The organism is Acidobacteriota bacterium (assembly GCA_016195325.1).
Lineage (GTDB): Bacteria > Acidobacteriota > Polarisedimenticolia > JACPZX01 > JACPZX01 > JACPZX01.
The window spans coordinates 1-20,196 of record JACPZX010000028.1 but is presented as its reverse complement, the minus strand read 5'-3'; the positions used below and the strand labels follow the sequence as shown (position 1 = coordinate 20,196).

Below are 20,196 nucleotides of genomic sequence, written 5' to 3'. Positions count from 1 at the left end.
GGAGACTCCCGACGCGGCACCGCATGCAGCGCCTGATCGACATCGCGGCTTCGGGGATCCTGCTCCTTGTCCTGTCTCCTCTGCTCCTCGTCGTGGCGCTGCTGATCCGTTTCGAGTCCTCCGGCGGCGCGTTCTTCAGGCAGGAGAGGGTCGGCCTCCACGGTGCGCTCTTCACGATGTTCAAGTTCCGGACGATGCGGCCGCCGCGCGAGGGAGAAGGCGTTCGCCTCGCGACGGCCGGGGACGATCGCATCACCTCGTTGGGGCGATTCCTCAGGTCGAGCAAGATCGACGAGCTGCCCCAGCTCATCAACGTGCTGCGCGGCGAGATGACGATGATCGGGCCACGGGCCGAGACGCCGAACTTCATCCCGTACTTCACGCAGGAGCAGCGGGAGGTGCTCGGCGTGAAGCCCGGACTCACGGGGCCCGGCCAGATCCACTACACGGTCCACCAGGCGGGGCGCATCCCCGAGGGGGCCGATGCCAACACCATCTACATCGAGGAGATCCTCCCGGAGAAGCTCGCGATCGATCTCGAGTACGTGCGCCACCGCTCCTGGCGCCGCGATCTCTCGATCCTCGGGCGGACACTCCTGGTCGTCCTGTCGCTCGGGAGGCGAGGGTGAGCGCGCGGCGGCTCCTGCATGGCGCGTACCTCCGGGCGCGGCAGGGGAAGGTCCTCGCCCTCCTCGCCGGGATGGAGCGCGACGAGTGGCTCTCGCGCGACGAGCTCCAGGCGCGCCAGCGCGCCAGGCTCCGCGAGATCCTGGTTCACGCGGCCGCGCACGTCCCCTTCTACCGCGAGATCCTCGCGGGCGCGGGAGTGAACCCGGGGACGGAGGAGCCCGCCGAGCTTCTCGCGCGCCTCCCAGTGGTCACGAAGGAAATGCTGCGAGAGCGGGGCGAAGCGTTCCGAAGCGACGACGGCGTCCCGCGGGGAGCCACCGTCAACTCGACGGGGGGCTCGACGGGACAGCCGCTCACCTTCTATCAGGACGATCTCTACCGTCTCCACCGGCAGGCGGTGATGTACCGGGGGTTTCGCTGGTGCGGCTGGCGCGTCGGCGGACCGCTCGCGTACCTGTGGGGATCCGACGTCGACTCGCGCAGCCACAGGGGGGCCGGCGCGTTGCGCGACGCGGCGCTCGGAGTCACCTGGGTGGACGCGTTCACGCTCGACGATCTCGCGATCGATCGCGTCCTGGACCGGATCGGCGCCGCGCGCCCGGACATCCTGATCGGCTACGCGTCCTCGATCCGTCATCTCGCCCGTCGGGCGCTCGCCCGGGGCGGGGGACCCCGTCTCCGGGCGATCGAGACGTCGGCCGAGCTTCTCACTCCCGACGCGCGGGAGACGATCGAGCGCGCGTTCGGATCGCGCGTCTTCGACCGGTACGGATGCCGCGAGGCTGGGGTCGTCTCCCACGAGTGCGGCGCGGGGGACGGGTGGCACATCAACACGGAGACGGTCTGGCTCGAGACCGATGCCGAGGGGCGGCTGCTCCTGTCGACCCTGATGAACTACTCGATGCCGCTGCTGCGGTACCGCAACGAGGATCTCGTCGAGCTCGGGAGGACCGGATGCCGCTGCGGGCGCGGCCTCCCGCTGATGACTCGCGTGGTCGGTCGCCGGGCCGACATCATCCTGAGCCCTTCGGGACGGGCGATCCACGGCGAGTTCTTCACGCACCTCTTCTACGGCGTCCCGGGCGTCGTGGAGTTCCAGGTGGTCCAGAAGACGCGGGAGGATCTCGTGATCCGCGTCGTCGCGGGCGAGTCATTCGATGAGGCGGCGCGCGGACGGATCGAGCGGACGATCCTTCAGCACGGGGACGCGGCGTTCCGGATTCGGTGGGAGATGCCTCGTGAGATCCCGCGCGGACGCTCGGGGAAGCATCGCTTCACGATCTCCGAGATCGACGCATGAGGATCGCCTTCTTCGGCGACGCGAACTACGTGGGGGCGCACGAATGGATCGAGTACCTCTCCCGTGAGGAGGGGTTCGAGGTCCATTCGATAGTCTTCCCGGGGCACGAGCATCCCATCCCCGGCGTCGTCAGCCACCGCCTCGAGGGACGATTCCCCGAGGGGAAGCTTCGCTACTTCCTCTGCGTCCCCGCGCTCAAGCGCGCGGTGCGCCGGATCTCCCCCGATCTGCTCATCGGCTACCGCGTGGTCTCCTACGGCCTGAGCGCGGCGCTCACCGGCTTCCATCCGCTGGTCCTGGCGGCGCAGGGGATGTTCATCGCGTCGCGCGCGACCCCGCGCCTCTCCAGGGCGTTCGCGCGCCGCGCGCTCGCGTCCGCGGATCTGCTTCACTCGTGGGCGCCGATCATGACGGAGAACATGCTGAAGCTGGGTGCCGATCCCGAGCGGATCATGACGCTGACCCGCGGCGTCGACGACCGGGCGTTCAGCCTCGGAGCGCCTCCGCCGGCTCCCCTGACGCTGGCCACGACGCGGCAGCTCGAGGCGTACTACAACTTTCCGACGCTCCTCGACGCGATCGATCGGGTCCGCGCCGAGGTCCCCGACGTCCGTTACCGCATCGCCGGGAAGGGGAGCCGGCGCGGCGAGCTGGAAGCGATCGTGCGCGCGCGCTCTCTCGGAGAAAACGTCGAGTTCCTCGGCCCCGTGTCGAAGGAGCGGCTGCCGGATCTTCTGCGCCGATCGCACCTCTACGTGGCGGCGGTGCCGAGCGACGGGACATCCTCGTCGATGCTCGAGGCCATGGCGGCGGGGGCGATCCCGATCGTGGCCGACAACGAGTCGAACCGCCACTGGGTGAAGGATCGCGAAGGGGGACGCCTCCTCCCTCCTTTCGACGCGCGCTCCTACGCCGCCGCGATCGTCGAAGCCTGGCGCGATGAGCGCTGGCGCCTCGCCGCCCGCCCTGCCAACCGACGGCTCGTCGAGACGCGCGCCTCCTGGCACCGGAACATGGCGCTCTTCGTCTCGACGTACCGCGAGCTCGTCGCGGGGAGCCGGCGCATCCCGGAGGTGGCGCGCTTCAGGGCCGACGCGCCGTAACCCCGTGTCTTGACGAAGCTTGTCGCGGGCGCTAGCCTTTGAAACTGTGCTTATGACCTCTTTCCGCACCGCGCGGCACCGTACCGGGGTCGATCCCTTACGTCTCAGGCCCCGCGAGGACTCCTGATTGAGGCGCCTCGTGATCGGTTTCGCTCTCCTGGTGGTTCTCGGATCCGGGCTCTCGCCCGCGGCCGTCATCAAGGTCAATCCGAGCACGATGCTCGTCGAGGGGGTGCTGAGCAACACGCACGTCGTCACCCCGAACCCGCATTTCAGCTGGACGGTTCCGAGCGGGACCCAGACTAACTGGCAGATCCAGATCGACTCCGATCCGAATTTCAACGGCCATTTCGGGCAGATCTGGTTCTGGGACAGCGGGAGCGGAAGCAAGAGCGGGCAGGAGGCGGCCACCGACATCCAGTACGCCTCGATCAGCGCTCCCGGTTTCTTCCCGCGATCGATCGACACGCGCGCGGATCTCATCTACTGGCGCCTTCGCGTCCAGATCAACAACGACCCGAACTGGAACACGGATCCGAACTACTTCAGCACCGGCGTCTTCAAGCTCAACCTGCTGCCGATTTCGTCGGACAACGTCAGCGCCGTCGACGAGCCGACCCCCGGGGCGATCCCGGCGATGGTCTTTCCGGCTCTGAACCCCTCGCCGAAGGAGTTCTTCGTGTCTCCCACCGGCGACGACGCCAGCGCCGGGACGCTCGCGGCGCCGTTCAAGACGATCTCCAAGGGGGTGACGGTCCTGAACCCGGGGGACACGCTTTCGATCCGGGCGGGCGTCTACAACGAGAACGTGAGGATGACACCGACTTTCTCGGGGGTGAAGAACGGAACCCCGGGGAACCCCATCACGGTGCGGGCGCGACCCGGCGAGTCCGTAACGGTCCGGGGCGTCACCGTGGGAACGCAGCCGTTCGCCCCCTTCCAGTTCGTCGGGGCGTCGGTCTCAATCCAGCACTGGGTTCTCGACGGCGTGAAGCTCGGCGGCACCGGCGCCGCCGTCGGAGTCTCCTTGAATTTCGCCGACTTCGTGACCCTCAGGAACCTCTCGTTCGAGTCGACCTTCAACTCGTCGGGCACGGGGATTCAGATTCTCGGGGGCGGGTTCGGGAACCGCGTCCTCAGCTCGGTCTTCGACACCAGGATGTTCGACATGCTCGAGAACGGAGGGTCGAAGTACCTGGAGGTGCGCGGGAACGAGTTCAAGAACCAGAACGGCCACGTCGCCATCCACTGGCACAACAGCGGGAGCCAGGGAGGCATCATCGAGGGGAACTCCTTCCACGATCTCGTGACGACGGAGGGCGGGATCTTCGCCTACCTGTCGTGCGACGGGCTCGTCGTGAGAGACAACCTCTTCTACAACATCAGCGAGGCGACGAACGGGTACGCCGCGGGCATCGTGCCGCTCCGGTGCGGCAAGGTGCTGGTCGAGAACAACACCTTCGTCAACAACCGGAGGGGGATCGGGATCAACGAGTTCGCCCGGTTCATGATCATCAGGAACAACATCTTCTTCAATAACCCGGGGCCGGCCCTCGACTTCACGCCGCTGCAGAGCGCGCAGCAGGGGAGCAGCACCGTCGGCACCGTCGTGACGCACAACTTCAGCTTCAACAACGTCAAGGACACCGACTTCTTCTACGCGCAGGACGCGAACACCGTCACGTTCGTGTCGAATTGCTTCGGCGGGCCGAACCCTTCCTCGAACCTCGCGTGCAATCCCAAGTTCGTGAACGCGGGTGCGAACGATTTCCATCTCGCGGCGGGAAGTCCCGCCATCGACGCCGGCGACCCGAACGTTCCGGTGCCGATCGGCGGCGGGGCCGCGCCGGACCTCGGCGCGCTCGAGGCCGGGGCCGCGGCGATGCCTCCCTACGATTTCCAGCCGGAGCTCACGCTCGGGGACGTCTCGCCGAAGTTCTCCTGGACCCTCGTCGATCGGGACAACGATCTGCACGCGCTCTTCCCGACGTCCTTCACGGACCTGGACACGCAGGCGGGGTTCCAGTTGCAGATCGACACGAAGAACACCTTCGACAGCGTCAGCGGGGACCGGCCGATCTTCGACTCGGGTGCCATCCTCTCGTCGACCTCCTCCTACATCGTCCCCGATCTCAACGCGCTGACGCCCGGCGACTACTACATGCGCGTGAGGCTCCGCGACGAGAACACGGCGGTGCTGGGCGCGTGGTCGAACAACGACTTCCGCGTGCGGATCGCGCAGGAGCCGACGCCTCCCGCGCTCGCGCAGCAGAATCCCGCGCCGGGCGCGCTGGGAGTGCCCCCGTCGACGAACGTCTCGACGCATGTGGTCGATTTTGGCGCGGGGGTCAACTCGGGGACGATCGTGATGCACATCGGGGTCAACGACTCCAGCGCGCCGACCCTCGTGTCGCCCTCCGTCACCCAGTCCGGCGCGACACCGGCGGATTTCCTCGTCACGTTCACGCCGGCGGCGAACCTCTTCAGCTCGGGAGACGTGATCACGGTGCGCGTCGTGGCGGACGACCTCTTCGCGCCGCCGAACCACATGGACGTGAAGTACTCCTTCACCGTGAAGGACACGACGCCACCCGCGGCGCCGGTGAATCTCAGGGTGATCCCGTGACGGTCGAAGCGCGCCGGCTCTCGGGTCGGGCCCTCGTGGGCGCCGCCTCCCTGGCCGCGTTCGTCGCCACGGCGGGCGCGATCCTTGCGGCGCCCGCGGATTCCATCGTGGCGCCGTCGACCGGCCAGGCGCCCCGCATCGAGCGCAAGACGGCACACCCTGGGCGGCGCCATCACGCGGCGATCCCGGCGGCGACGCCTCTCTTCCAGTCGCTCAGCGACAGGCTTCCCGCGGCGCCAGGGGAGAGGATTCGAATCATGGTCCGGCTCTTCGGCGGGACGGGGGCGGCGCGTCGCGCCGCTTTCCACCTGACCACGAATCCGGCTCTCGTCCGGTACGTGGAATCAGCACCCACCGGGGGAGGCGCCCTGATCGTGAGGGCCTCCCGCAATCCCGGGGAGCTCGTCGTCTATCGATCGTCCACACCCGGCGGCTTCGCCCAGACCGAGACCCTCGTCGAGCTGGAGTTCGAGGCGGTGGCTCCGGGAACGACGACCATTCTTCTGACCGGCGTGAGACTCTTCGACGGAGGCGCCCGCGATCTGCAGGCCAGCTATGAGTCAGGAACCCTTGTCATCGAGTAGGGCGCGGCGGGCGCTGCTGGCGCTGGCGTCCCTGCTCGTGTGCTCGGGTGGCCTGGTGCGCGCCCAGGCTTCCGTCGGAAGCATCGAGGTCGCGTGGAACCCGAACGTGACCGATCCCGACCTCGCGGGCTACCGTCTGTACGTGGACGACGACCCCAACACGTTTACCCTCGCGCCCAGCGCGGCGAAGCCGCTCGCCTTCAAGACGTTCGACGTCGGGACGGGCGTCGTGGATCAGGTCGTGGGAAATCTCGACTCGACCAAGGTCTGGTTCTTCGGTGTCACGTCGCTCGACGTCAGCGGCAATGAGAGCGGATTTTCCAACGTCATCAGCGCGCAGCCCAGCGTGACCCCCACGATACGCACCGTCACGCCGACCACGGCGCTGCAGGGTCAGGGCGGGATCACCGTCACCATCACGGGCTCCAACTTCGTCTCCACGAGCGCCGTGAGCTTCGGCCCCGGCATCTCGGTGGGGACGGTGACGACGACGGGGGTTCCGACCACGCTCGTGGCCACCGTCAACGTCGCCGCACTCGCCCAGGCCAAGCAGTATTCGCTGACGGTCACGAATCCCGGGGGCTCGAGCGCCGTCAAGGTCAACGCGATCACCGTGGGCGTTCGCCCGGGACGCGCCGACATCGACGGATCGAACCGCATCGATGGAGGCGATTTCGTGAGCATGCTCCTCGGGTTCCCTTCAACGGTCGGGGACGCGCACTACAACACGAACATCGACATGGATCTCGACGGCAACGTCGACGGCGCCGATCTGGCGATCTTCTTCAGCTTCTTGGGCATGGTGGGGCCGTTCCCATGAAGACGTCGTCAACCCGGACTGCCCTGGCGCTCGCGTTTCTGGCGGCGGCCGCGGCGGGCGCCGGCTGCGGAAAGAAGGCGGAGAAAGCGTTCCCTCCGGCCTCGCACGGCGTCAACGGGAGCTTCACTCCCGCCTCTCCCGCCACGTGCGCCCGGCCGGATCAGCTCTCGCTCCAACCCGCGTCGACGAACGGATCCGTGGTCAACATCAACCTGACCGCCACCGACTGTGACGCGTCGCTCCTCCTCAACGGGGTGAATTTCGAGCTCGGATTCGACGACACGGTGCTCGATTTCGTCGGCTGCTCGGCGGCGCCCATCCTCCCGGCGAACAAACTCGCTCCCGGGACCCCGGCCTGCACCGTCGCCGCCGCCGGGGATCTCATCGGGACCGTCGCGCTGGAGCTTCCGAGCTCCTTCCGCGTCTCGGGAGGCGTGTCGGCTCTCGTCCGCCTCACGTTCAGCGTCAAGCAGAAGGGGGTCAGCTCCCCCATCAATCTCCTCAACACGGACTCGCTCAGTGGGACGACCCTCTTCTTCGCGGATCCCGTGACGCAGTTCGTGACGCCGTACACTCTTGGCGGCGCCGGGTACGCGGGCGGCACCATCATCTCGAACTGATTTTCCTCCGCGAGCCGCGACCTCCCGACCACGCGATCCAGGACATCCCGGCCCGACTCGAACGACCAAGAACGTCTGCGAACCGCATCGCCGATGTCCCGGAACAATCGTACTTGTCCTGATTGTTTCCGCCCCACGCCACATTTGGGTTGACCAGGCGCCGGGAGTTGGGTAGATTTCGGGCACCTGCCCTTCGAGACGCCGGAGCGCGACGATGCGCGCCGGATGGCCCGTCCCGGAGCCCGTTATCGGGCGTCAAGTAAATCGTCGAGTCCGGGTGTCTTGTCGAGAGACCCTTGCGTCGAAAGCAGGGCTCATGGGAATGGGAGGTTCGCGTGCCGCAACGCCGATCAGTGCCCCGCACCATCGCAGCGCTCAGCGTTTTCACTCTGGCCCTAGTGGCGGCCCTTCCGGCGTCCGGCTCCACCTGCACGCTCACCGCGAACAATTGCGATTGGGAGGCGACGGTCACCACGAGCCGGCTCCAGATCGGCGGTGACGGCTCGCTCGGAAGCCGCGGGACGGTCGACGGCCACGGGACGCTCAGCGACGGTACCATCGCGGAGGCGGTCTACCAGTTCACGTTCGACCGCTCGACAGCGCGATTGACTCTGATCGTCACCAACACGACAAAGACAGAGGCGCACCTGACAGGCGTCTTCTTCAACGGGACCGCAGCGGTCAGCGGCCTGACCCTCATCTCTCACACGGGGACGCTTTCGTGGACGGCCGCATTCGACAGGGATCGCGCCGACGGGATCGTGGACAACGCCCCGTGGCTGGATTCGCTCCACGGTGAAGGCTTCGGGCTCTTCCATGCGTTCCTGAGCAACCATCCGTCGCTGAGCACCGGCACGGTCGACGGCGTGCCGAAGAACGAAATCGCTCCGGGGCACAGCGTGACGTTCGTCTTCCAGGTGAGCGGCGATCTCGTCCGGATTTCCGCCTGCTCGTTCACGTCGAACGGGTCCGTCATCCCTGCGGGCGACAAGATCGTGGATGGGAGCGCGCGCTTCCGCGACGGAGACAACGGCGGGGCCGGCGTGATCGAGACGTGCCACCCGGACAGCCTGCTCGTGACATTCGGCGCGTTCGACGCGTACGGGGCGGACGGCCAGGTGACGGCGCTCTGGGACACCGCCGCGGAAGTCGACAACGCCGGCTTCCGAGTTCTTCGCACGGACGTTCGCGCTCACACGACGGTGGCTCTCAACTCGAACCTCGTCCCCGCGCAGGGCTCCCCGACATCGGGCTATGCGTACGCCTACGTCGATACGACGGCGGTCAATGGTCGCAAGTACCGGTACCAGGTCGAGGACTGGGATCTCGGCGGGAAGAACACGATTCACGCGGGCAAGGAAATCGTTCCGAATCCTTCAAGACCGTCGGTCCGGCTCCTCGAGCCCGGGTACGACGCCGCGCTGAAGTCCGACACGCGCTTGAAGTGGGAGTCGGACGGCCGCCAGAGCTCCGTCGTGGAGATTTCAGCCGACGCCGGTTTTCCGACCACGGCCACGCTCCAGCTCAGGACCGCCGGGCGGATGGCGCGCTCCCTGACGGGACGTGAGGCGGATCTGGTGCGCGCGATGGGCGCGGCCGGGGAGGGGGGCGTGTACTGGCGCGTCACGTCCAGAGACGGGCGGGGCCAGTCGAGCCGGAGTCAGACCTACTTCCTTTCGACGACCAACTGATCCAGCGGAAGTGCCCGGGGGAGACATCCCCCGGGTGCGTCCTGTCGCTCGCCGGACCCTCATCGAACAATCCCAAGAAAGAATGAACCCCGGAAGCGGCAAGCGGTGCCGGGTCTCCAGCTTCGATTGGGGCGCGCAGAGGCCGGCAGCGCAGGCCCCCGCAGGACCCCATCCTCTGAAAAGGCCCGACAATCCGGTTGATCTGGGTTGTCGGCCCATGTATATTCCCGCTCTAATCGATCCGAGTCTGCTGAATCCTTGGCCCGGTTCACTGACACCCGGTGATCGAGCTTCGAGAGCGATCGCGGCGCGCCCGTCTGCTCTGCCAGCGTGCGCCGCGGTGGGACATCGTGCCCTGGGAACCATACAACCTTGCCGCTGCCTCGAGCGCAGTTGGGGGAATCATGAAGCATTCACATGCCATCGCGACGGGCGTCTTCGTCCTCGGCGTCGTCCTCGGCGCGTCGTCACCCTCGTACGCGCAGCGCGCGTGCAATCCCACGGTCAACCAGTGCCTCAGCCAGAATCTGACCTCCAGCCACACCCAGATCGGCGGCGGGGGTTCGCTTTCGAGCGCGGGCGTTTCCTTCAGCAATCCGGGCCGCCTCGACGACGGCACGATTGCCGAAGCCGACTTCAACTATTCCTTCGATCGCTCCACGGGGCGCCTGACGCTCGTCGTGATCAACCAGACCACGACGACCGCTTCCCTGACGGCGCTCGGGTTCAACACCGCTCCCGAAGTGACCGGGGTCCAGCTCATCTCGGCCACGACCGGTGCTCCACCGGGCGCCACGCTGACCCCCTGGCAGCAGGCCTTCGACAGGGATCGCACCGACAACAAGATTGACTATCCGACGGGCTCGAGCCTCAAGGAACTCCGCATGGACGGGTTCGGGCGGTTCAACGTGTTCTTCGGCAACAAGGGGATCGACACGGGGGGGAACGGCGGGAACACCCTCGAGATCAAGGCCGGCAAGAGCGTCACGTTCGTGATGCAGGTCACCGGAGACATGACCAAGATCACGGCCTGCTCGTTCACGAGCGTCGGCTCGTACATCCCGCCGGGCAGCAAGATTGTCACCGCGGTCGGCCGCTTCCAGGCCGGCGTGAGCGGAGGGAGCGCCTTCATCGGACCGTGCGAGGGCGGCAGCCTCCTCGTGAGCATGGCCGGCGCGCGCGCGACGGCCTCGAACTCCTCGGTCGACGTCGCCTGGTCCACGGCGAGCGAGACCGACACCGTCGGGTTCCGCATCCTCCGAAAGGACCTCCGAACTCAGGTGACGGTGGCCCTGAACGACGTGCTGATCGAGTCGAAGGGGAGCCCGGTGAGCGGCGCCGACTACTCGTTCACGGATTCGACGGCGGTCAACGGGAAGAAGTACGCCTACTCGATCGAGGACTGGGACATCACGGGCGTGAACACAATCCACGATCCGATGATCGCCAGGCCCAACGTGAACAACTCGGCGATCAGGCTCCTGGGCCCGTCGGACGAGGCCAGGCTCTCGGCGGGTGGAAGGTTTCGCTGGGAGACGGAGGGACGTCTGAAGATCGACGTCCAGGTTGCCGCGGATGCGACATTTCCTGATGGCTCCACGGTGCACCTCAAGGTCTGGAGCGGATCGAGCCGTACGCTGTCGCTCTCCGAAGCTCAGGCGATCTCCGGCCTCGTCGCGAAGGGGACGGATGGAGGCGTCTACTGGAGGGTCGTCGGAAGGGATGCCAGAGGCCAGGAGTTCACGGGCCCGACGTCATTCCTGGTCTCCGGGCGCTGAGGGATTGGCTCTGAGCCGGTCGGAGTCGAACGCGAGCATCAAACCGAAGACCCGCAGGGATCTCGTTCTGCAGGAAGTCGGGGACGAGGGGCTCGTTTATGACAGGGAAGGGGCCCTCGTCCACATCTTGAACGCGACGGCCCTATTCACCTGGAAACTGTGCGACGGTTCCCGATCCGTCGGGGTCCTGACGGATTCGGTCTGCGCGGCGTTCGCGGGGGCGACGGAGGACGACGTTCGGCGAGACCTTCAGGGGCTGGTTGGCCAGCTCGCGGAGCGCGGTCTGCTCGAGGTGGAAGGCTGAGTCCCGGCGCCCAGGGGGCGCCGTCAGGGTGTCGAAAACTCGAATCGGAGGGAACGGGGCGCGCGATGACGCGGGCTCGTTCCCTCTTTTTTGCTTTCAGGTGAGGGTGGATGACGGAGGCGATGACTTCGCACGCGGCGCCGGGCGCGAGGGCTAGAGCCCTCCGGATCCAGGCGCGGGCGCTTCCCGAGGACCGATACTCGATCCTCGGGGCGGAGGTGTCGCTCCGAACGGACAGCCGGGAAGTCCGCACGTTTTTCTCGCACGCCTACCGATGGTTTCCGTCGTCGTCGGCGCTCGTCGACATCGAGCTCGTGGCTCTCTTCGCGAGGACGGGAGAATCGGGACCTTCTGCGTCGGCGGGATCCTCGTGGATCGATCTCTCGCGCAGCGCGTCGCCGCAGAACCGCGCCTTTCTCTTCCTGCTCGAGGCCATCATGGACGCCGTGGAGGCGAGCGTGGTGGTCCACGGGGCGGCGGTGTCGCTCGGGAAGACGGGAGTCATTCTGGCCGGCCCCGCGATGGCCGGGAAATCGACCCTGGCGCTGGAACTGCTCCGCCTGGGGTATACATTTCTGAGCGATGACGCGGCCCCTCTCGAACGGCGATCGGGACTCCTCGTGCCTTTTCCGCGCGCCGTGGGCGTTCGGAAGACCGGGCTGGCACAGGCGCTGCCGCCGGAGGGCGTCCTCGAGCTCCCGCACAAGTGGCTCGTGGATCCCGAGGGGTTCGGCGCGTCGCTTCCCGCGGCGGCCTGCTCGCCGGAATACCTCTTCTACCTCGACGCCGACCCCGCCCCCCGGCCGGGCGCACGCGAGTTCGAAGTCGCTTTCGCCGAACCGGTTCCCGAGGTGGTTCGGGAGATCGGCCTCCTCCCGGGTTGCTCCGCGCGTTCCGTCGAAGGGCGTCCGTTTCCCGTGATCGCCGCGCGGTTCGCAGAAGGGGAGCGGGCGTTCGTCGCGCTCGCGGACCTCTGGAGCCGACGCCGCGACGCCATCCTCTTCATCGATGAAGTCCGGCCCGCGGCGCCGCGGAGGGCGGCGCAGCCGTCCATCCGTCGCGTCGAAGCGACGGGCCTCCTCCTCCCCATCGCCCGCGACGTCCTGAATCGCGGCGAAGGGGGAGCCTTGATGTCATCTCATGCGGGTCGACTCACATCCCTCGTGGTCGAACTCGCTCGACTCCTGGGTTCGGTACGCTGCTTCGCCGTCGCGTCGGGGTCACCCGGCGACACGGCGCTCGCCATCGACCGGATCGTTCGGGAAGGGAAGGACGGTTGATGATGATACGCGCGGGAAGGATCGCGCTGTGCATGCTGGCTCTCCTCGCGGGGCGCGGCCCGGCGTGGAGCCAGGACGTCAAGGTGCTGCACGAGGACGCGCGGGGGCTGGTTCTGGCCGTCACGGCCCCCGAGCCCCACACCTACGCGCACGCCACGCAGCGTGGATCCGTCGAAACGCGCATTCCCGGCGCAGTGACGCTCGAGCTCGAGGGCATGCCCGTCGTTCCCTACAGCAAGGCGCTCATCGGCGTGCCGGAGGGGATGCGCCCGGTCGTCAGGATCCTCGGAGGGCGCGAGGCCCGGTGGAGCGACGATCGCCTCGCCGTGTCCATCCATCCATCGTTCGGCCTCACCGAGGCGGACGGCTGGGAGGCGCCGGCGGACCCCGTTCTTCCGCGCGGCAGGTACCCCCGCCGCCAGGTCGAGGTCGCATGGACCGGCTGGCTCCGCGACGCGCACGTCGCGGAGATCCGGTTCTACCCGGTTCGCAGCGCCGGCGCCGGCGGCGGGATTCTCTACGCGCACCAGATCCTCGCGCGCGTCGATTTCGTCGCCGACGGTGCCGCGCGCTCCCCCCGCAGGGCGCCGGGATCCGGAACGGAGCCCGAGGCGGCGGTGGACGAGGCGTTCCACGAGATTCAGAGGCGCGCGCTGATCAACGCGGACCATTTCGTCCCGGCCCCGCGCCCGGCCGCCCCCGTCGGTCCTGTGGAGCCGGCGTCCATCGAAGGGCTCCGCACCACCCAGTCCGGCACGCCCGCGCCGTTGAAGATCTCGGTCAACGCGGACGGGCTCTACCGCGTCACACCGGCGGATCTCACCGCGGCCGGCATCAACCTCGCGATGGTGAATCCCCAGAACTTCCGCATCGAATTCCTGGGGAACGCGGTTCCGATGGAGGTCCTCGGAGAGGGGGACGGCACGTTCGATCCCAACGATCGCATCGTCTTCTACGGACGCGCGGCCACGGGGCGCTACACGCGCACCAACGTCTACTGGCTCCATTTCGACGGCGGCTCGACGCGCGCCGCGCAGCGCAGCGGCGCCTTCGGATCGCCCGCGACGACGCCGACCTCGTTCGTGACGACGGTTCACGCCGAGCAGGATCTGATCTACACGCAGAACATCCCCCCGGCCGCCATCGATCACTGGTGGTGGAAGCTCCAGTCGGCCGGAGATCCGAACTCGGCCAGCCTCCTCTACTCAATCAGCCTGCCGGGCGTCGATCCGACCCTTCATACCGTGAACGTGCGCGTCAACATCCAGGGGCGGACCCTGGCCACGGCGAACCCCGACCACCACACCCGGATTTTCCTGAATGGGACGCAGATCGACGATCGGACGTGGGACGGCCAGATCTCCTTCACGCACAGCGTCTCGGTGTCGAGCGGGCTGCTGATCAACGGGAGCAACACGGTCCAGATCGTGATGGTCGGCGACACCGGCGCGGCGGCCGATCAGGTCTACACGAATTTCATCGAGGTGGACTATCGAAAGACCTACGCCGCCGCCTCCAACAGCATCGTGGCGGACGGCGAGGGTTCGGGGAGCTTCCGGTTCTCGATGACGGGATTCGCGACCAACGACATCCTGCTCTATGACGCCACCGATCCGGCGGGGCTGACGCGCGTCACCGTGCCGGGCGGGCAGATCACCGGCGCCGGCCCCTTCACGCTCGGGTTCCAGGACTCCTTCACCTCCGATCGGCTGTACGCGGCCGCCACGACGGCGGGCCTCAAGTCACCGGCGGGAATCGTCCAGGACCTGCCGAGCACGTTGAAGAGCGCCTCGAACGGGGCCGACTTCATCGCGATCACGCCGCCGGAGTTCGTCGCGGCCCTCCAACCCCTCCTCACGCTGCGCGCGTCCCAGGGACGGCGCGTGCTGGTGGCCACGACCGACGACATCTACGACGAGTTCAACTTCGGAATCTTCGATCCGGCGGCCATCAAGTCATTCCTATCGTACGCCTACGCGAATTACGCGTCGCCGGCGCCCCAGTTCGTCCTCCTGAACGGCGACGCCCACATCGACTACCTCGACAACCTGGGATCGGGAGTCAAACAGTTCGTCCCGGCGACGCTGATCGTGACGCCGTCGATAGGCGAGGTTCCGAGCGACAACCAGTACGTGGCCGTGGCCGGAGGGGACAACCTGCCCGAGATGTTCGTCGGGCGCTTCCCGGTGAGATCGGCCGCCGACGTGACGACGATCGTCAACAAGATCCTGGCCTACGAAAACGCTCCGCCGGTCGCTTCGCTCAACGCCCAATCGCTTTTCGTCGCGGACAACGACGAGTCGAGCTTCGAGGCGGTTCTCACGAGCCTCGCGACGCTGATGCCCCCGACGATGGCGGCGAACAACATCTTCCTGAGTCAGCTCGGAACGGCGGCCGCCACGAAGACCGCCATCATCAACGGCATGGATGCCGGGGCCCTCCTCACGACGTACCTGGGCCACGGATCCGCCACCCAGTGGGCGGCCGAGTGCATCTGGGCGACGGGCGGCGTCAGCCCGTGCTTCGCGAGCGATCAGAACCTGCTCGCGGCGAGCAATCGGCCCACCTTCATCGTCGCCCTCAACTGCATCAACGGGTACTTCATCGATCTCACGAGCGCCGGCGCGGGACATGTGAACTTTTCGCTCGCGGAGCAGATGGAGCGCAAGGATTCCCGGGCCGGGATCGCCGTCTGGGCTCCCACGGGGCTTGCCAACGCCTCCGACTACTCGAGCATAGGGGACTGGCTCTACCGCAACGTATTCCTCGACCGGGATCGGGTGATCGGGCACGCCACGACGATGGCCGCGATCGCCGCGGTGACGCAGCCGCTGAACCCGGCCGATCTCATGAACATGGACGAGCTGATCCTCTTCGGCGATCCGGCGACGAACCTCGCGCTCGACAGCGACGGGGATGGGCTCACCGACAAGGCCGAGGAGGCGGTCGGCATGAATCCGGTGGACGGGGACAGCGACGACGACGGCGTGGGGGATGGCCAGGAGGCGTCGTACAACGCCGACACGGACGGTGACGGGCTCGTGAATGGCCTCGACCCCGACTCCGACAACGACGGCATCCTCGACGGGACCGAGCGCGGTATCACCGCCCCGGCGCCGGGGACCGATACGTCGAGGGGCTTCTTCGTTCCCGACGCCGATCCGAACACGACGACCGACCCGCTCGTCGCGGACACCGACGGAGGCGGGGTCGCCGACGGAGCCGAGGACAGGAACTTCAACGGGAAGCTCGATCCGGGCGAGACCGACCCGAGGGCCGGCCACGCAGGAGATGATCCGCTCTGCACGGCGGCGCTCGCCGAGATGACGAACCTCCGGATCGCCGTCTCGGGCCCCGACCTCCTGCTGACCTGGGACGCGCCGCCCGCGAGCCAGCGCTGCTCGATCGTCCGGGTTTACGCGGAGGACAACGCCCCGAAGCCGAAGAACACCTTCTCGCGCTTCCATGTGCTGGGCGTCTCGGGCTCGAGCTCCTTCACGCACCTGAACGGGGCGATCGACGGCGCCAGCCACGATTATCTCGTCGTGGAGTTCGATCCGCTCCACGGCGAAGGGCCGCTCGGCCACTACGGCCGCTAGAGGACAGGGCGACCGTGGGCGAGGTCAATCCTGGAGCCCCCGCGGCTCACGACCCCGCGGCTGGACTCTCGCCGCCGGTCTCCCGCGCCCTCCTCGCCATCTGGGCGCGGGAGGGAAAGTGGGCGGAGATCGCGCTCACCGGGGCGAGCATGGCTCCGCTCATCCCCGACGGGTCCCGTCTCACGGTGCGCTTCGGCCGCCTGGGGCTCGCCCGCGGCGATGTGGTGCTCTACGCGACGGAGAGCCGGCTCATCGCGCACCGCGTCCTCCGGTTGGGCCGGCGCGGCGCGCGATGGGGGTTCGTCCGGACCAAGGGAGATCCCGTGCGGTCCGGCGAGGCCGCCTGGATCCCGGTCGAGGACGTCGTGGGGCGGGTCGTGGCCGTGCGGCGTCCCGACGGATCGTCCGTCCTGTTGAACACCGCCGCCGGAAGGCTTCGCGGCAAGCTCGCGGCCGCGATCTCCGGCGCCGGCGCGTCGGTCGAATCGGCGGCCCGATCCCGGCTTGGCGTCGGCCGCGCATTGACCGTCACCCCCTCTCTCCTCCGGATGGTGGATCCGGTGGGACGCGCGGGGAGCGGACGGAGGCATCGCGAGGCGGGACTTCTCCTCCGCCCGGAGGAGCGGTTTCTCATCGCGTCGACCTCGCTGAGAATGGCCGCCGAGGACGACCGCCGGCTGCTCCGTCTTCTCGGCGGGGACGTCCCGTGGCCGCGGGTGCTCGGTTCGGCCGGTCGCCTCGGCCTCACGCCGCGGCTCTTTCGAAATCTCACCCGGCCCGCTTTCCGCGGACTGGTTCCGGCGACGACGATGGCCACGCTCGCCCGGGGCGCGCACGCGTCGGCGTGCCAGATGATGTTCCAGCTCGACGCCGTCCGGACGATGGTGCCCGTGCTCCGCGAGGCCGGCGTCGAACCCGTTCTCCTCAAGGGGGCCGCGCTCGCCGTCACGCTCTACGATCAACCGGCGCTGCGGACGATGCAGGACATCGACCTCCTCGTGCCGGAGGAGAGCGTGACGGCCGCGGTGCGCGCGCTCGAAGGTCTCGGACTTCGCGCGATCGATTCCGATCGCGGCCCGGCGTTCTACCGATCGCATCATCACGCGGCGCCGATGATCGGGATGGCGGGACGCGTGATCGTCGAGATTCACCGCGGGCTGGTTCCGCCGGAGGGCGGGCTCCGCCTCGAGACCCGTGAGTTCATCCGGCGCGCCGTGCGCGCCGGGTTCGAAGGGGCCTCCTACCTCGTCCTCTCCCCGGAGGACCAGCTGCTCCACGCGAGCCTCCACCTCTCCTACTGCGATCGGTTCGTCGGCAAGCTCAGGGATCTCCTCGATCTCCACGCGCTGGTGGATCTCAACGAAGGGCGGCTCGACTGGGGGCGCCTCCTGGAATCGGCCCGTGGGGTCGAGGCGGCGCGAAGCCTCTATTCCACGCTCGATCTGTCCCGTCGCCTCCTCGGCACCGGAGTGCCGGCGGAGGCCTTGAACGAGATGGCGCGCGCCGCAGGCTGGGATCCGCTGGCAGAGCGGCTGCTGCGGGCCCTCGCGAGGGCGAGCGTCTTCGCCGCCGCGCCGCACGAAGGGCTCCTGCCGGGCGCGTCGGCGCGCTGGATGTGCGGCACTCTGCTCCGGCGCACGGGCTGGGGCGGGCGCCTCCGGGCGCTGGCTCAGCTGCTCAGCGAGGCCTGACGGGCGCGCGTCTCAACGTCGCCGGACGGGGCGGCGATCCGGGTTGTCGGGGAACGAGACACGGGTGAGGCTCGGCCGGCCGGCGCGGGCCGCGGCGCCGAGGAGGGGATCGAGCGGGAGCGCGATCGGCCCACCGGCCGTCCGGAACTCCAGGGACGGCGACGTCGGATGATCGGCGCCGTCGAGCTCGGATCCCTTCCTCTCGATCCGCTCGCCGCTCACCATCTCGACGGTGATGATGAGCTCGTCGTGATCGCCTCGCGCGCGCCGCTCGAACCGGACCTCCCTGAGCTTCTGGAACGAAATGCGATGCCCCTGGAAGGAGAACGAGTCGAGGCGGATCTCCTCGTCGTGAAACCGCTCGCCTTCGGGCCCGCGCGGGGTGCGGTAGAGCGTGCGGCGGTGGAAGACGAACTGCGCGTCCGTCCCGGCCGCCGACACGCTCGAGCCGTTGGGGTCCACGTACGCCACGTTCACCCGGAATCCCGGATAGGCCGGCGCCGCCGACAGAATCGAGACCGCGAGAACGCTCGCCAGCGCGAGCGCCTCAGCTCTCGACGAAGACACGGTGCGCATCGCCGAGATCGCGGGCCGACGGAGTGACGATGGTCTTCGAGGAGATCGCGATGCGCCGCCCCTCGAGAAGCGCGGCGCGCACGTCGGCCTCGCTGACGAAAGGAACGGGCCCCGGCGTCGCGCGCGTTCCGGTCGGCGCGCCGCCCGGGGCGTCCGGGCGCACGGCGCGCGCGCGGGGGCCCTCGCGCTCCGGGGGGTCGGCGGGCCGTCCCGGCGCGACGACGCCCCGCCGGTCGGCCGCCGCGAGGATGAGGGCGCGCAGCGAAGCCGGGTCGGGGAGGCCCTTTGGCGACGCGGGTGCCGACGAGGGCGCGGGCACCGGCGCGGTGCCCGTTGCCGACCTCGGGAAGCCAGGGACAATCCCCGGTGGGCGGGCCGGGGGCCCGGGGGGCGCCTCCGCCGCGAAGGACCTGAGCTCGAAAGCCAGACGCTTCACGTTGACGAGGTGGCGCGGAGTGATGTTGTCCGAGGTGATGTTGCCTCCAAGGGCCCCGCATCCCAGAGTCATCGACGGATCCACGCCGGTCGTCACGCCGACCGCCCCGACCGCCGCCGGCGAGTTGACGACGATGCGGAAGACGGGCTTGCCGAGGGCGAAGCGCATGATGACGTCCCGGTCCCGCGCGTGGATCGACATGGTGTGGCCCATTCCGCCGTACGCCAGGATCTCGAGGCAGCGCGCGCACGCCGCCTCCCAGCCGTCCTCGACGTAGTAGGCGAGGATGGGGGAGAGCTTCTCGCGGGAGAGGGGCGCCTCCGCGCCGACGCGGTCGAGCCGTGCGATCAGGCACCGGGTTCCCCCGGCGACACGGAGGCCCGCCATCGCGGCGATGGTCGACGCGTCCCGTCCGACGATGGCGGTGTTCAGAGCGCCCGCCGGCGTGACGACGACGCGCTCGAGCGCCGCGATCTCGGCCGCGTCGAGGAACGCCGCGCCTTCGGCCTTCATCGCTTCGACCAGCGCTCCGTCGATCGGCGCGTCCGCGACCACCGCGTTCTCGGCGGAGCACAGGACGCCGTTGTCGAACGTCTTCCCCGCGACGATGTCGCGCGCGGCCTTGGCGATGTCGGCGCTCCGATCGACGAAGGCCGGGACGTTTCCGGGGCCGACGCCGAAGGCGGGCTTGCCGGAGGAGTACGCCGCGCGCACGAGCCCCGTCCCGCCCGTGGCGAGGATGATGCCCGTGAGCCGGTGCTTCATCAGCTCGCGCGTCCCCTCGATCGACACGTGCGTCATGCAGGCGATCGACCCCGGCGGGGCGCCCGCCTCGCGGGCCGCTCGATCGAGGACCCGCGCGACCTCCTGGACGCACGCCCTCGCGTTCGGGTGCGGCGAGATCACGATCGGGCACGCCGCCTTCAGCGCGATGAAGATCTTGTTGATCGCCGTCGACGTGGGGTTGGTCGTGGGGACGATGGCGGCGACGATCCCCGCGGGCGCGGCGATTTCGATGAGGCGTTTCTCGGGGTCTTCGGAGAGGACGCCAACGGTTCGCATCGGACGGATGAAACGGTGGACGTCGACGATCACGAACAGATTCTTCCGGGTCTTGTCGGGGACGTTGCCGAACCCCGTCTCGTCGTGGGCGAGACG

15 protein-coding genes are annotated in these 20,196 nt (G+C 68.4%); 13 read left to right on the top strand and 2 right to left on the bottom strand.

The genetic code is table 11. The features are described from left to right. Positions 1-23: 23 nt before the first annotated feature. From HY049_06445 to HY049_06385, 13 genes are all read left to right on the top strand, one after another. The gene (locus tag HY049_06445) at positions 24-629 is read left to right on the top strand and encodes a sugar transferase (GenBank protein ID MBI3448537.1); all 606 of its coding nucleotides are present in this window, start codon (positions 24-26) and stop codon (positions 627-629) included. Further along, a complete protein-coding gene (locus HY049_06440) occupies positions 626-1,930 on the top strand; it encodes a phenylacetate--CoA ligase family protein (protein MBI3448536.1) in 1,305 nt (434 codons plus the stop codon). Before HY049_06445 ends, HY049_06440 begins: the two co-directional genes overlap by 4 nt. Next, positions 1,927-3,033, top strand: coding sequence for a glycosyltransferase family 4 protein (locus HY049_06435; protein ID MBI3448535.1), 1,107 nt, complete (start codon positions 1,927-1,929; stop codon positions 3,031-3,033). Before HY049_06440 ends, HY049_06435 begins: the two co-directional genes overlap by 4 nt. A 139-nt stretch (positions 3,034-3,172) precedes the next feature. After that, the gene (locus HY049_06430) at positions 3,173-5,659 is read left to right on the top strand and encodes a right-handed parallel beta-helix repeat-containing protein (protein ID MBI3448534.1); all 2,487 of its coding nucleotides are present in this window, start codon (positions 3,173-3,175) and stop codon (positions 5,657-5,659) included. Next, complete coding sequence (locus tag HY049_06425; GenBank protein ID MBI3448533.1) at positions 5,656-6,243, top strand: hypothetical protein; 588 nt, start codon at positions 5,656-5,658, stop codon at positions 6,241-6,243. Before HY049_06430 ends, HY049_06425 begins: the two co-directional genes overlap by 4 nt. Beyond that, positions 6,230-7,063: a hypothetical protein gene (locus HY049_06420; protein ID MBI3448532.1), complete on the top strand. Its 834-nt coding sequence runs from the start codon at positions 6,230-6,232 to the stop codon at positions 7,061-7,063. The genes HY049_06425 and HY049_06420 overlap by 14 nt, the downstream gene beginning before the upstream one ends. Continuing rightward, positions 7,060-7,683, top strand: a complete 624-nt coding sequence (locus HY049_06415; GenBank protein MBI3448531.1) for a hypothetical protein — start codon at positions 7,060-7,062, stop codon at positions 7,681-7,683. The genes HY049_06420 and HY049_06415 overlap by 4 nt, the downstream gene beginning before the upstream one ends. A 335-nt stretch (positions 7,684-8,018) precedes the next feature. Beyond that, on the top strand, positions 8,019-9,374 hold the full coding sequence (locus HY049_06410; protein ID MBI3448530.1) for a hypothetical protein: 1,356 nt from the start codon (positions 8,019-8,021) through the stop codon (positions 9,372-9,374). 404 nt (positions 9,375-9,778) lie between these two features. After that, on the top strand, positions 9,779-11,152 hold the full coding sequence (locus HY049_06405; GenBank protein ID MBI3448529.1) for a hypothetical protein: 1,374 nt from the start codon (positions 9,779-9,781) through the stop codon (positions 11,150-11,152). 4 nt (positions 11,153-11,156) lie between these two features. Continuing rightward, positions 11,157-11,456, top strand: a complete 300-nt coding sequence (locus tag HY049_06400; GenBank protein MBI3448528.1) for a PqqD family protein — start codon at positions 11,157-11,159, stop codon at positions 11,454-11,456. A 122-nt stretch (positions 11,457-11,578) separates the two neighbouring features. After that, entirely contained in the window at positions 11,579-12,736 is a 1,158-nt protein-coding gene (locus HY049_06395; protein MBI3448527.1) for a hypothetical protein, read from the top strand. Further along, positions 12,736-16,335, top strand: coding sequence for a hypothetical protein (locus HY049_06390; protein MBI3448526.1), 3,600 nt, complete (start codon positions 12,736-12,738; stop codon positions 16,333-16,335). The genes HY049_06395 and HY049_06390 overlap by 1 nt, the downstream gene beginning before the upstream one ends. Before the next feature lie 14 nt (positions 16,336-16,349). After that, the gene (locus HY049_06385) at positions 16,350-18,026 is read left to right on the top strand and encodes a nucleotidyltransferase family protein (GenBank protein ID MBI3448525.1); all 1,677 of its coding nucleotides are present in this window, start codon (positions 16,350-16,352) and stop codon (positions 18,024-18,026) included. A 12-nt stretch (positions 18,027-18,038) separates the two neighbouring features. Here HY049_06385 and HY049_06380 read toward each other — a convergent pair whose 3' ends face one another. Both HY049_06380 and HY049_06375 read right to left on the bottom strand, forming a co-directional pair. Next, entirely contained in the window at positions 18,039-18,593 is a 555-nt protein-coding gene (locus HY049_06380) for a hypothetical protein (GenBank protein ID MBI3448524.1), read from the bottom strand. Continuing rightward, a partial coding sequence (locus HY049_06375; protein ID MBI3448523.1) for an aldehyde dehydrogenase family protein occupies positions 18,574-20,196 on the bottom strand: 1,623 nt, incomplete at its 5' end. The genes HY049_06375 and HY049_06380, both read right to left, overlap by 20 nt.

Bases quoted from the DNA above. Each gene is read 5' to 3' on its own strand.
- HY049_06435 (MBI3448535.1), top strand. From the start codon at position 1,927: ATGAGGATCGCCTTCTTCGGCGACGCGAACTACGTGGGGGCGCACGAA.
- HY049_06395 (MBI3448527.1), top strand. From the start codon at position 11,579: ATGACTTCGCACGCGGCGCCGGGCGCGAGGGCTAGAGCCCTCCGGATC.
- HY049_06405 (MBI3448529.1), top strand. From the start codon at position 9,779: ATGAAGCATTCACATGCCATCGCGACGGGCGTCTTCGTCCTCGGCGTC.
- HY049_06415 (MBI3448531.1), top strand. From the start codon at position 7,060: ATGAAGACGTCGTCAACCCGGACTGCCCTGGCGCTCGCGTTTCTGGCG.
- HY049_06445 (MBI3448537.1), top strand. From the start codon at position 24: ATGCAGCGCCTGATCGACATCGCGGCTTCGGGGATCCTGCTCCTTGTC.
- HY049_06390 (MBI3448526.1), top strand. From the start codon at position 12,736: ATGATGATACGCGCGGGAAGGATCGCGCTGTGCATGCTGGCTCTCCTC.